This is a genomic window from Tolypothrix sp. VBCCA 56010 (assembly GCF_050875635.1).
In the GTDB taxonomy this organism is placed as follows: domain Bacteria; phylum Cyanobacteriota; class Cyanobacteriia; order Cyanobacteriales; family Nostocaceae; genus Hassallia.
Window position 1 is genome coordinate 1 of the sequence record NZ_JBPAOH010000191.1, and the last position, 12205, is coordinate 12205.

A 12205-nucleotide genomic window follows, 5' to 3' on the forward strand; every position below is an offset into this window, starting at 1 on the left:
TGTCTCCTTGTCTCCTTGTCTCCTTGTCTCCTTGTCTCCTTGTCTCCTTGTCTCCTTGTCTCCTTGTCTCCTTGTCTCCTTGTCTCCTTGTCTCCTTGTCTCCTTGTCTCCCTGTCAAGAAAGTCCCTAATCCCCTTCAAAGCACCATCGCGTAAGCTTTTTCATACTCATCGGTCATCGACTCGACGCTAAAGCGGCTAACAACATACTCCCGACAAGTCTGACGGTCTATTTTCATCGCATCTGGAAGAACTTCAATCATTTTTTCCAGACAGTGACAAACAAAACCAGTTTTGCCGTGAGCAATCACTTCTGGTACTGAACCTAACCCCATACCAATTACAGGTGTACCGGTCGCCATTGACTCAATCATCACTAAACCAAAAGGTTCTCGCCAATTGATGGGGAACAAAGTGATACTCGCTCCACCTAGCAGTTTAACTTTGTCTTCGTGGGAAATTTCACCCAAGTACTGAATTTGTTCGCCGTCAATTAGCGGTTCGACTTGTTCTGTATAAAACTCTTTATCTACAACGTCAATTTTACCAGCCATTTTCAAAGGTAAGCCAACCGCACGCGCTATTTTAATCGCTTGGACTGGTCCTTTTTCCGGAGATATTCGCCCGACAAAGGCAAGATATGCAGGTTGGGTTGGTTCGGGATAAAACGGATAAACGGCAGTGTCAATGCCGTTGTAGACGGTATGGATGTAGTTTAAACCTAAGCGGGGTTCTCGTTGTGCCTCGCTGATGCTGATAAAAGGTTGCCAAGCAAATTTTCGGAATATTTTTTCGTTATCAGGTGTGAAAATGCCATGCATTGTATGGACGGTGGGCGTTTTCACAAAACTGCAATAACTAAGGGAGTTATAGCCTACGTGGGAGTGAATAATGTCGAAATGATGAGCTTGTTGATAAACTTCGGCAAGCATCATTTGCTCGTAAATTGATGGCTCTTTAATTTTGGGGTCGAGTCGCAAAGCTTGGGGATGAACTGAGCGCAGCTTTGCTGTAGTAATTGAGTCACCGGAGGCAAATAAAGTAACTTCATGACCGCGCCGAACTAATTCATCGGTGACTAGCTTGACAATTAGTTCTGTACCGCCGTAGCGAAAGGGAGGAACACGCTCCCATAAAGGAGAAATTTGGGCAATTCTCATGTCTCACCTGAGCAGGTAAATTTCAGCACACGAGCTTGATAAATTTGAATCCAAGAAACTAATTGTTTCTTGAAATTTCAGCTCATATGCCATGTATGTTTGTTTAGTGTTGAAAGCCCTGATGGTGGAAAATCGGGTAAATTTTATCTGCTTTGAATTAAGGCTTTGGAGAATGATTTTCGGTGCTTTTTTTATTTAATATGGCATCATTCTCCCCCCACCAGGGCTTATGCTTGCCAAGGATTCAGCCGATTTTACTCTGTTGTAATTGCATTAACTGCTGTGAGTAAAAGGCAGAGATTTACTTGTGTTACATTACTTAAAAATTCTGGAATTTTCTCGACTAAAGTATATTACCTGAAATTACTATATTTAGCAATACACTGAAGAATTACGTGCAATAAATACTAATGTCTTATCCGTAATTGAGTTCTTGAGGGTATTAAGTATAGTGTAAATGCTGATACATTTAATTTGAAACTTACAACAATCAAATTAAAATATTTAGAAAAGCATAAAACCTTTTATTTAATAGCTTTCGTGTGGAAAAAAAAGATAATTGCACACCAAAGCTACTCATCCCAAATATGTACTAATGTGTGACTAATATAAACATTGCCGACAAGAAAATAGTTTGTTAAGTTTTGTATTATTTATTGACAAAAATTTATACTAATTGATGTCATAATACTTAGAAAAGCTTTTTCATCTAAGTTGTTGATTATGTAATTTAACTGCTGACTCCCCAAAGTCAGCAGTTAGGGGGAATCGAATTTATCACGCTTGTTGGAATTGCCTACCAATACATGTTAGTAGCGTTACATTTAATGTCAGAACATTGTTCGTTGTGGTGTATTTGATTATTGAGGAAAAATATACTATGAAGGAAAGACTTTGAATTTTGTAAAGAAACTCGTATGCGTTCCTTTTAAGTGATATGCTAACGCTGCGCTTTTGGGAAAGCTGAAAAATATATTCAGGATTCTTTACATATTGCAATCTACTTAACTTGAAAGTCCGTTGTAATTTGTACAATGCAGCTGTGACGTGGATATTGTCCAACTTGGGCTTCGTTAAAGACATTCATGAGCATTTCGACTTCTGTGTTGAGCGATCTGCTACAGACGCTACCTCACGTTCGACCCCAGCTATATTTCAAAGCTTCTCTAACAGCGCTCTCCCATGCGATGGAAGATCAGGTTTTGGCGGCAACTTTAGACGAACCTTTAGTGATTGCGAGCTTCCAACGAGAGAGATTCTACCGCCAAGAAGCTCATCGATATCAGCGACTTGCCGATCGCAGCAATCAACTATACGTGTTAGCTGCACCGGAAACGGATTTCACTAATAGCTCGGAATACTATGAAAAAATCGCCTTTGAGCAAGAAGATGCTTTAAGTCACGAATGGCATTTGGTGGTGATTGCCCAAAACTATGCAACTTGCTTGGTGTGCCGAGAAAGCCAAGGCTCTGTGACTAAGAATAAGCCGATGCCAGAATTAAACATCGGTTTGGATATGGAGACAGCGCGAAGATTTGAGGGGATTTGGACTAGTGAGCGAGAAGTGAGCTTGAAAGCAGCCGAGTTGCTATTAGACAGAATTATAATTTACAGACCAGAATTGGCAAGCAAAGTTGAGCAAGTACGACAGAGATTTGGTATTGGGGTGCATCGGGGTGACAGAAAAGTGACTCAGGATTTGCTGTCAAGCTACTCAAAAGTAGAAGAAATACCTTTAGATTTTTGTGACATTGATACTGACCCGTTTGTGCAGCGTTTGGTGACTTACTTGCAAGCGAGTCAGTACAAATTACACAAAGCTTATCGTTCAATTGCCGCTCAAGCACGCAAAGAGCGCTTGATCAACTCGATTAGCACGGCAATTAGGCGATCGCTTAATCCTCAAGAAGTTCTCCAAGTCGCAGTGCAAGAACTAGGACAACATCTAGAAGCTTCGAGGTGTTTAATTTACCGCGCTCAAGCGACTTCGGCAAGCGCGAAAATAGAACACGAGTTTTTGAGTCCTGGTGTTTTATCTGTTGTCGGGCAAACTTGGCATTTACGAAATAATCCTTTATTTCAGGCGATCGTACAACAGGGTGAGGGTATCAGCGTTGTCAATAGTCTCAATGACGATCGCATTAACAGTGATAAGGAACTTTCTTTAATCGCCAAAAAGTTTGCGATTCGTTCAATGCTGATGGAACCAGTATTATTTCAAGGACGATTGTTAGGCATAGTCGAGTTGCATTATTGCGGTTTGCCTCCGCATCAGTGGCAAGCTGGAGAATTGGATTTAGTCAAAGCGATCGCCACCCAAGTTGGCTCGGCTCTCATCCAAGCTGAAGCTTATGCTAACCTAGAAGACCTCAACCAACAACTAGAAGCCCTCGACCGCACCCGCAGCAACCTTATAGCCATCACCGGACACGAACTCCGCACTCCTCTATCCACGATTCAGGTCTGCTTGGAAAGCCTCGCCAGCGAACCGGATATGCCTCTAGAATTGCAACAAGTGATGCTGAGTACGGCTCTAGCTGACTCCGAACGAATGCGGAAACTGGTGCAAGATTTCTTAACACTTTCTAACTTAGAAAGTGGTCGGGTAGAATGGCATCCAGAATCTTTGACGATAGAAGAGTGCGTGGAACTAGCAATTAGCCGCTTTCGCACTCGCTCGAAGACAGAAAAGCAGCCGAAAATCAAGAGTAAAATCGCCCCAAATCTACCTTTGATTAGAGCAGACGGCGATTGGTTAGTAGAGGTACTAGCAAAAATCGTCGATAACGCTTGCAAATTTACACCTCCACAAGGACAGATTACCATTAAGGCGACTCGCAACAGCGATCGGATGGTTGAGGTAACTGTGGCTGATACTGGACGCGGTATTGAACCGAATCGACTAGAAGTAGTTTTTGACCGCTTTTATCAAGAAGAGGGAGCACTGCGACGTACAACTGGCGGCACTGGTTTAGGACTAGCAATATGTCGCCAAATTGTCAATGGTTGGGGCGGTGAAATTTGGGCTGACTCAAGGGGCAAAGACAAAGGCAGTGAGTTTCACTTTACCATCCCGATTGTCAGTCAAAAAAGTGAGGAATTGGGCATCGGGCATGGGGCATAGGGCATTGGGCATGGGGCATTGGGCATGGGGCATGGGGCATTGGGCATGGAAGGAATCCTATTAGAACGCGCATTACGTTCTTGAGTTTTTTTAATTCCCATTAAACAATTGCCCATTAAACAATTGCCCATTAAACAATTGCCCAATGCCCAATGCCCATTGCCCAATAATTAACAAAGAACTGTTACAGTCTATAACGCGATCGCAACATGACCCAGGTCGCAGTGTTACGATGCCCTAAAAACGTTGAGAGACAATTTTTTTTATGGCAGAAACACTAACTGGACAAACTCCCATATTCGGTGGCAGCACTGGCGGTTTGCTTTCAAAAGCATACGAAGAAGAAAAGTACGCTATCACCTGGACTAGCCCCAAGGAGCAAGTGTTTGAAATGCCTACAGGCGGCTCTGCTATCATGCGCCAAGGCGAAAATCTGCTTTACTTGGCTCGTAAAGAATACGGTATCGCTTTTGGCGGTCAACTCCGGAAATTCAAAATCACAGACTACAAAATCTACCGGATTTATCCCAACGGCGAAACCCAGTATTTGCACCCGGCTGATGGTGTCTTCCCTGAAAAGGTAAACCCAGGTCGTGAAAAAGTCGGTTATGTTCCACGCAACATCGGCACCAACCCCAGCCCCGCTAAACTTAAGTTCAGCGGTAAATATGGCTACGATATATAGGAACTAGGGTAATGGGTAATGGGTAATGGGCATTGGTAATAGGTAATAGTTTTTCCCGTTGCCGATGCCCACTTGGACGATGCCCACTTGCCCGATGCCCATTGCCCAATGCCCAATGCCCATTGCCCTAAATTATGATTTTTCCCGATTTTGCCGAATTTCAAGAGCAAGCTAAACAAGGTAATTTTGTCCCGGTGTATCAAGAGTGGGTAGCAGACCTGGATACGCCAGTATCTGCTTGGTATAAAGTCTGTGCGGGTCAGCCTTATAGCTTTTTGTTGGAGTCGGTAGAAGGCGGGGAAAAACTGGGACGTTATAGTTTACTGGGTTGCGATCCTTTGTGGATTTTGGCAGCAAGGGGAGATTGCACGACTCAAACGCATCGGGATGGTTCGCAAGTTGTCTTTGAAGGCGATCCATTTGCAGCTTTAAGTAAATGTTTAGAACCTTTTCATCCAGTAAAGTTACCGCAATTACCGCCGGGAATTGGCGGTTTATTTGGCTTTTGGGGCTATGAATTAATTAATTGGATTGAGCCGCGCGTGCCAATTCATGCCCAAGATGACCGAAATATCCCGGATGGGTTATGGATGCAGATAGACCACCTGTTGATTTTCGATCAGGTGAAGCGAAAAATTTGGGCAGTTGCTTATGCTGATTTACGTGACTCAGAAGTAGATTTACAAGCAGCATACCAACAAGCGTGCGATCGCGTCACCCAGATGGTTCACAAGTTATCTCTACCCTTATCGCCGCAAAATACCATCTTAGAATGGACACCACCAGGAAGTAGAGGAGTGGGGGAGCGGGGGAGTGGGGAAGTGGGGGAGTATAAAAGCAACTTCACGCGAGATGAATTTTGCGCCCAAGTTGAAAAAGCGAAAGATTATATCAAAGCGGGGGACATTTTTCAAGTAGTAATTTCCCAACGATTATCAACAGAATACACTGGCGACCCCTTTGCGCTTTATCGTTCTCTGCGGCAAATTAATCCTTCGCCTTACATGTCTTACTTTCACTTCAATGATTGGCAAATTATCGGTTCCAGTCCAGAAGTGATGGTGAAAGCAGAACGCGATGCAGATGATATAATCGCCACAGTCCGTCCGATCGCCGGAACCCGTCCGCGAGGTAAGACAACCCAGGAAGATGCAGCTTTAGCCGCAGATTTGCTACAAGACCCTAAAGAAATCGCCGAACACGTAATGCTGGTAGATTTAGGGCGTAACGATTTGGGGCGAGTGTGCGAAAGCGGTAGCGTGAGAGTTGATGAATTAATGGTGGTAGAAAAATACTCTCATGTAATGCACATTGTCAGTAATGTTGTGGGTAAACTGGCATCGGGTAAAAGTGCGTGGGATTTGCTCAAGGCTTGCTTTCCAGCGGGTACAGTCAGCGGCGCACCGAAAATAAGGGCAATGGAAATTATACACGAGTTAGAACCGTGTCGGCGGGGTGTGTATTCTGGCGTGTATGGATATTACGATTTTGAAGGGCAGTTAAATAGTGCGATCGCTATCCGCACAATGGTAGTACATGATGGTAAAGTCACCGTGCAAGCTGGTGCCGGTTTGGTAGCTGATTCCCAGCCAGAGAAGGAGTATGAAGAAACGTTAAATAAAGCGCGGGGGCTTTTAGAAGCAATTCGCTGTTTGCGGTAAAGTTATGAGTCGTAAACCTCGCTGCGGTGAGCAATTGTATCTACTAATAGCTGCATAGCTTCATCATCAATCGAGTAGATTATCCGATAATCGCCAACCCGAAAACGGTAGTAGCCAGAATAGTTTCCCTTGAGAGGTTTGATGTTTGGGTGAAAACGAGGATTTTGCTGTAGCTGCTCAAAGCCACGATCTAGACGTTGTTGTAATTTAGCTGATGCTGCCTCAAAAAACTGCTTTGCCTCCTCGCTCAGGTCGATATTATACAAGTTAATATAGCGTTTCTCGGTTTAATGAGGTACACCCGTAGGGGCACGGCTAGCCTTTGCCCCTACAACCCGCCATATAATTTTGTACCTCACCTGAGTGGGAATCGCTATACTTCCTTTTGAGTTGCTCAAGAGGTGTAATGCGACCTTCAGAAATGTCTTTCTTACCCTTTTCAAAGGATTCAACAAAGCCAGGAATTTTCTCAAGTTCTTGAGTTGCTTCCTCACTCTCTTTATCTGCTAGGTAAGCTACAAAATCAGCGACAACTTGTAAGCGTTCTAAGGATAATTGTTTGAGGTGTTGATTGATTTTATCTTGGATTTCCATCGCTTGAGCAACGATCGCTTCGGTGTTTTCGTCACTTTCTTCAATCGTATTTATTGTGTTTTCCATTGCAGAAACCAACTCGTAGACAGTTGGAATATTTAGCTTTAATATAGCGCTTGCGGGTAAAAGGTTGTGGAGTGCGATCGCGACTACAGCCAAAACAGGCGATCGCCTAGTTGAGATTTTGGGAAAGGGCGATCGCTAATGCCATAAATTTATTGCTAGTAGGTATTCGCCACTACTATTGTTGCTCAAAAAATTGTTTTGCAAGAAATTATAGTGTTGATGTGCTAATTGGTGCAGTCAAGGTAGTAGCAGATGCCGGCGAATTCAACCAAACATCAAACATTTCTTGAAGTGCAACCTGAAGTTGTTTGTGTAGAAATTCAACTTCTTTAACAGTAATCTTCGTGGCATGTGATTTTGTTTTTCTATCTACCGGATGGTCAACACGATTTCGCATAGAATTCAGTCGTTCCCAAATAGCGATACTATGTGGAAGAGTGTTTTTTAAAACCTTTCTTTCAAGGAGATTTGCGTATCCTGTATCATAAAGTCCTGTTTCTGAAGACAAGACAACCTCATAAAAGGCAATAAGAGTAATATGCGAAAATTGATGAAAATTGCTGACATATGAACTGGGTGATTTATGATAGTTTATTACAGACTCACGCAACTGCTCAACTGCTTTATCATAGTGTTTGGCATAACATAAACGAAGATCGCAATCTGGTAAAGAAACACTATACATATTTGAGAGTGTCTGGGAGATAAAACAGAGTTTTGGTACATCTGTAGATAAACCCAATTTTTTGATTAAACCTGATATTTTGTTAATTTGCTGGTGATACGGATTTAAATCATCCCAACTGACTTTACATTCAGGCTGTTGAAGAAGATAAACAGCAAGATGTTGAAGCAATGGGCTTTTATCCAGACAAATTAGACGAAATAATGCCAATTGCTTGTTAAATGTTTTAATTCTTTGAAAAGCGCCATAAGCTAATTCCTGGCGGAGAATAGCTGTTTCTTCAGCATCGCTCTTAAGCAAATTTTGCTCTCGCTGTAAGCATTCCATAAAGTAAGCATGTTGTCCTGGAACCTCCAGTAATATCCTGGCAGCTATTACTCTCGCGTACCAGTCAAGTTGAGTATCAGCTAGCCAAGCTCGACATATTGGTGTAATACTTTTAGCTCCGCTTACTTGATATAATGCCCAAAGTGAATTTGCACGATGCCAGGAATAGACATTATGTTCATTTATAAAAGCTTTCAATTTTTCAGCAATATATGAATCATTCTTAAAACGCCCTATACATACTGTTATAGCTTCAGAACGCCAAGGTAGTTTAGAGAGCAAACTGAGTACTTGCTCACGTATTGATATATGCGGTTCAAGTCTGTATAGACAAAAAGTTACAGTTGATTCAGCCTCCTTTCCTTTTTATCCTAAACAAGCGATGCCTGCGGTGTGCGGAGCCAACGCCTTAGTATATAAAATTAAAATAGAAAGTATTTACCATCTCGCCGAATTTAGGTAAGTTTATGGAAGCACTGCAAATTGCCTTACCTTCTACACTAAAATTGAATATCGATTTGACTGATGAGCAATATTTCCAACTGTGTCAAAACAACCGCGATTATCGATTTGAAAGCACAGCCGAAGGGGAATTATTAATTATGCCACCTACAGGTAGTGAGACTGGCAACCGTAATATTGAACTAGCCTATCAACTTCAAGCTTGGAGTCGTCAAAATAATCTTGGTAAAGCTTTTGACTCTTCAACCGGTTTCACCCTACCCAATGGTGCTAAACGTTCTCCCGATGCTTCTTGGGTAAAAATTGAGCGGTGGAATGCTTTGACACCCGAACAACAGCAAAGCTTTGCTCCGATTTGTCCTGATTTTGTAGTTGAGTTGCGTTCTCGTACTGATTCGCTGAAAGAATTGCAAGAAAAAATGCAAGAATATATTGACAATGGTGCTAATTTAGGCTGGTTAATTGATAGGAAAAACAAGCAAGTAGAAATTTATCGACCAGGTAAAGAAGTAGAAATTCTAGAAAATCCTGCTTCTTTATCAGGTGAAGATGTTTTACCTGGATTTGTGTTGGATTTAACGCCGATATTATAATCAAAGCGATCGCCTAAACAAAAAACAAGCGATGCCTGCGGCGGGCAAAGCCAACGCCTTAGTATATAAGATTAAAATAGAAAGTATTTACTATCTCGCCGAATTTAGGTAAGTTTATGGAAGTACTGCAAATTGCCTTACCTTCTACACTAAAATTGAATATCAATTTGACTGATGAGCAGTATTTCCAACTGTGTGAAAAAAACCGCGATTATCGATTTGAACGCACAGCCGAAGGGGAATTATTAATTATGCCACCTACAGGTAGTGATACTGGCAGACGTAATGTTAAAATAACGACTCAACTAGATATTTGGAATTCTCAGAATAATTTAGGCGAAGTTTTTGACTCTTCAACTGGCTTTACATTACCTAATGGTGCTAAACGTTCCCCTGATGCTTCTTGGGTGAAAATTGAGCGGTGGAATGCTTTGACCCCCGAACAACAAGAAAGCTTTGCTCCGATTTGTCCTGACTTTGTAATCGAGTTGCGTTCTCGTACTGATTCTCTCAAAGAATTGCAGGATAAAATGCAAGAATATATTGACAATGGTGCTAATTTAGGCTGGTTAATTGATAGGAAAAACAAGCAAGTAGAAATTTATCGACCAGGTAAAGAAGTAGAAATTCTAGAAAATCCTGCTTATTTATCAGGAGAAGATGTTTTACCTGGATTCGTGTTGAATTTAATGCCGATATTATAAGTAAATTATAAGCGCGATCGCTCTTCGATAAAAAACAAGCGATGCCTGCGGCGGGCGGAGCCAACGCCTTAGTATATAAGATTAAAATAGAAAGTATTTACCATCTCGCCGAATTTAGGTAAGTTTATGGAAGCACTGCAAATTGCCTTACCTTCTACACTAAAATTAAATATCGATTTAACTGATGAGCAATATTTCCAACTGTGTCAAAACAACCGCGATTATCGATTTGAACACACAGCCGAAGGGGAATTATTAATTATGCCACCTACAGGTAGTGAGACTGGCAATAGTAACTTTGATATCGTTGTTGAGTTAGGAATCTGGAATAAACAGACTAAATTAGGCAAAGGTTTTGACTCTTCAACTGGCTTTACATTACCTAATGGTGCTAAACGTTCCCCTGATGCTTCTTGGGTGAAAATTGAGCGGTGGAATGCTTTAACCCCCGAACAACAAGAAAGCTTTGCTCCGATTTGTCCTGACTTTGTAATCGAGTTGCGTTCTCGTACTGATTCTCTCAAAGAATTGCAGGAGAAAATGCAAGAATATATTGACAATGGTGCAATATTGGGGTGGTTAATTGATAGGAAAAATAAGCGAGTAGAAATTTATCGTCCTCTTAAAGATGTAGAGATATTAGAAAATCCTGCTTCTTTATCAGGTGAAGATGTTTTACCTGGATTTGTGTTGGATTTAACGTTGATATTATAATCAAAGCGATCGCCTAAATAAAGAATAAGCGATCGCTCAAAATCCTACTTCTCATCATCCGGTGTCTGCGGACGTTCAACAGCAGCAGGATTTACCTCTGCTTCGTCGGTTCTGGTAGAATCGTCAGCATTGCTGATAACTCCCTGAGTTTCTTGCGGTCCTTCAGCAGCAGCATTTGTCAACCCATTAGCGTTGACATTCGGTTTAGCAGAAACACCTTTATGGCTAGCATTACCACCTGGCATAATTTATTCCTTAATAAATATGATTTCATACACCTCAGCTTATACTCAGTAAATTGAGGAAAACCCTATCTATAGGCTTAAATTTTACTCGTTCACAGTCACCTACCACATATAACCTTCTAGGGTGTGAAAACACTATCTCTAGACAGAATTAAATTTAGTACATTTAACTCATTAGAACTTAAAAGATACTTGTCTGTAAAAATTTTGTGTCTAAGTTCTTCTAAACTGTAACTTCTAAAAATAACAAAAGGAAAATTTTGATAGTTGCAACCAATAGGCAAAATATTACCCACAGGATACAGCAAGCGAATATATGCAGCTAAAATATCTCGGAAGCGTTCATCTTCAGGTTCATTAGGTTCATTTGCAAAATATTCACTCATAGCCTCGCCGCTAATAAATGCATATAATGGCAATGCATAATACTGGTTAAAACGCTGGCTAAACTGTTCAAGTCTCTGTGTTTTCTCAACTCCATCTCTGAGCTTTTTGACTAACTCTATAGCATCTTTCATAGCAGAGCGCAAACTCTCCGGGTAAGATTTGCGGTGGCTAATTTGCTGCATATTTTGCCATAATTCATCATTAGCATAATTTGCGATGTCAAGCAACCGCATTTGGTAAGTTTCTTCTAAAATGTTGTTAGCAATAGGCACTACCAACAGACTACCACTAATGTATCCTGGTTCAATTTTGCCAAAATCAAGTAACTTATCTAGAGTGTGACAAATTTGATAAAAATCGCGGTTGAAAGACTCCCGCAACGCTAAATAATTAGATTTAGTTGTATTCCTAACAGTAAATTCGGCTCGTCCTATCTGTAACTAAATTGCCGACAAACTGCTCAATGGAGGTACTATCTTTTAGTGCAGATTCTAATATCTGCTTAAGACAATCTCTTATTTGTTGAATTTGACTGGGAAAGTTTTCTTTAAAACCCGGACTAAAATTAACTGTAGCAGCTTTGGCGCTGTTAGCAGAAACACCTAAAGGATTTTCTACCTGCAAAGAAGTAGCGACTTGAGCAGCTATGCTATCAATATCGATGCGTAAAGCTATGCTATCATCAGAGATGATAAAGGGAGCATCCCACTTTGGCAAAAATATATTAACCCTGTGTTGTGGGTTATCTTGGGTTATCAATAGGACTTACGCACGCTCTCAAATTTCTTATCTTGTGCA

General features: G+C 41.4%; 14 protein-coding genes. 6 read left to right on the forward strand and 8 right to left on the reverse strand.

The window, feature by feature from the left end; all coding sequences use genetic code 11:
* Window positions 1–136: 136 nt before the first annotated feature.
* Window positions 137–1159, reverse strand: a complete 1023-nt coding sequence (locus tag AABK37_RS36515) for a glycosyltransferase family 4 protein (RefSeq protein WP_432556341.1) — start codon at window positions 1157–1159, stop codon at window positions 137–139.
* A gap of 1085 nt (window positions 1160–2244) precedes the next feature.
* On the opposite strand from AABK37_RS36515, the gene AABK37_RS36520 reads away from it, so the two are divergent.
* The gene (locus AABK37_RS36520) at window positions 2245–4284 is read left to right on the forward strand and encodes a DICT sensory domain-containing protein (RefSeq protein WP_432556342.1); all 2040 of its coding nucleotides are present in this window, start codon (window positions 2245–2247) and stop codon (window positions 4282–4284) included.
* Here the strand turns inward: AABK37_RS36520 and AABK37_RS36525 are convergent.
* Window positions 4245–4400, reverse strand: a complete 156-nt coding sequence (locus AABK37_RS36525) for a histidine kinase (protein ID WP_432556343.1) — start codon at window positions 4398–4400, stop codon at window positions 4245–4247. The two genes, AABK37_RS36520 and AABK37_RS36525, sit on opposite strands and share 40 nt — an antisense overlap.
* Before the next feature lie 149 nt (window positions 4401–4549).
* Here AABK37_RS36525 and AABK37_RS36530 point away from each other — a divergent pair, with 149 nt between their 5' ends.
* Both AABK37_RS36530 and trpE read left to right on the forward strand, forming a co-directional pair.
* On the forward strand, window positions 4550–4969 hold the full coding sequence (locus tag AABK37_RS36530) for a photosystem I reaction center subunit II PsaD (RefSeq protein WP_432556344.1): 420 nt from the start codon (window positions 4550–4552) through the stop codon (window positions 4967–4969).
* Window positions 4970–5103: 134 nt separating this feature from the next.
* Entirely contained in the window at window positions 5104–6630 is a 1527-nt protein-coding gene (gene trpE, locus AABK37_RS36535; RefSeq protein WP_432556345.1) for an anthranilate synthase component I, read from the forward strand.
* 2 nt (window positions 6631–6632) lie between these two features.
* On the opposite strand, the gene AABK37_RS36540 is transcribed toward trpE, so the two are convergent.
* The 3 genes from AABK37_RS36540 to AABK37_RS36550 all read right to left on the reverse strand — a co-directional run bounded on the left by AABK37_RS36540 (window position 6633) and on the right by AABK37_RS36550 (window position 8584).
* Window positions 6633–6896, reverse strand: a complete 264-nt coding sequence (locus AABK37_RS36540) for a type II toxin-antitoxin system RelE family toxin (RefSeq protein WP_432556346.1) — start codon at window positions 6894–6896, stop codon at window positions 6633–6635.
* Window positions 6897–6945: 49 nt separating this feature from the next.
* On the reverse strand, window positions 6946–7383 hold the full coding sequence (locus AABK37_RS36545; protein ID WP_432556347.1) for a hypothetical protein: 438 nt from the start codon (window positions 7381–7383) through the stop codon (window positions 6946–6948).
* A gap of 115 nt (window positions 7384–7498) precedes the next feature.
* Window positions 7499–8584, reverse strand: a complete 1086-nt coding sequence (locus AABK37_RS36550) for a hypothetical protein (RefSeq protein ID WP_432556348.1) — start codon at window positions 8582–8584, stop codon at window positions 7499–7501.
* Window positions 8585–8769: 185 nt separating this feature from the next.
* Here AABK37_RS36550 and AABK37_RS36555 point away from each other — a divergent pair, with 185 nt between their 5' ends.
* The 3 genes from AABK37_RS36555 (at window position 8770) to AABK37_RS36565 (ending at window position 10775) form a co-directional block, all read left to right on the forward strand.
* Window positions 8770–9357, forward strand: a complete 588-nt coding sequence (locus AABK37_RS36555; protein ID WP_432556349.1) for a Uma2 family endonuclease — start codon at window positions 8770–8772, stop codon at window positions 9355–9357.
* A 116-nt stretch (window positions 9358–9473) separates the two neighbouring features.
* Complete coding sequence (locus AABK37_RS36560) at window positions 9474–10061, forward strand: Uma2 family endonuclease (RefSeq protein WP_432556350.1); 588 nt, start codon at window positions 9474–9476, stop codon at window positions 10059–10061.
* 126 nt (window positions 10062–10187) lie between these two features.
* Entirely contained in the window at window positions 10188–10775 is a 588-nt protein-coding gene (locus AABK37_RS36565) for a Uma2 family endonuclease (RefSeq protein ID WP_432556351.1), read from the forward strand.
* Between the two features lie 44 nt (window positions 10776–10819).
* On the opposite strand, the gene AABK37_RS36570 is transcribed toward AABK37_RS36565, so the two are convergent.
* From AABK37_RS36570 to AABK37_RS36580, 3 genes are all read right to left on the reverse strand, one after another.
* Entirely contained in the window at window positions 10820–11020 is a 201-nt protein-coding gene (locus tag AABK37_RS36570; protein WP_432556352.1) for a hypothetical protein, read from the reverse strand.
* 119 nt (window positions 11021–11139) lie between these two features.
* Window positions 11140–11787: a hypothetical protein gene (locus AABK37_RS36575; protein WP_432556353.1), complete on the reverse strand. Its 648-nt coding sequence runs from the start codon at window positions 11785–11787 to the stop codon at window positions 11140–11142.
* A 28-nt stretch (window positions 11788–11815) separates the two neighbouring features.
* Complete coding sequence (locus AABK37_RS36580; protein ID WP_432556354.1) at window positions 11816–12124, reverse strand: hypothetical protein; 309 nt, start codon at window positions 12122–12124, stop codon at window positions 11816–11818.
* Window positions 12125–12205 lie beyond the last annotated feature (81 nt).

Bases quoted from the DNA above. Each gene is read 5' to 3' on its own strand.
- trpE (WP_432556345.1), top strand. From the start codon at position 5,104: ATGATTTTTCCCGATTTTGCCGAATTTCAAGAGCAAGCTAAACAAGGT.
- AABK37_RS36555 (WP_432556349.1), top strand. From the start codon at position 8,770: ATGGAAGCACTGCAAATTGCCTTACCTTCTACACTAAAATTGAATATC.
- AABK37_RS36530 (WP_432556344.1), top strand. From the start codon at position 4,550: ATGGCAGAAACACTAACTGGACAAACTCCCATATTCGGTGGCAGCACT.
- AABK37_RS36515 (WP_432556341.1), bottom strand. From the start codon at position 1,159: ATGAGAATTGCCCAAATTTCTCCTTTATGGGAGCGTGTTCCTCCCTTT.
- AABK37_RS36525 (WP_432556343.1), bottom strand. From the start codon at position 4,400: ATGGGCAATTGTTTAATGGGAATTAAAAAAACTCAAGAACGTAATGCG.
- AABK37_RS36570 (WP_432556352.1), bottom strand. From the start codon at position 11,020: ATGCCAGGTGGTAATGCTAGCCATAAAGGTGTTTCTGCTAAACCGAAT.
- AABK37_RS36560 (WP_432556350.1), top strand. From the start codon at position 9,474: ATGGAAGTACTGCAAATTGCCTTACCTTCTACACTAAAATTGAATATC.
- AABK37_RS36520 (WP_432556342.1), top strand. From the start codon at position 2,245: ATGAGCATTTCGACTTCTGTGTTGAGCGATCTGCTACAGACGCTACCT.
- AABK37_RS36565 (WP_432556351.1), top strand. From the start codon at position 10,188: ATGGAAGCACTGCAAATTGCCTTACCTTCTACACTAAAATTAAATATC.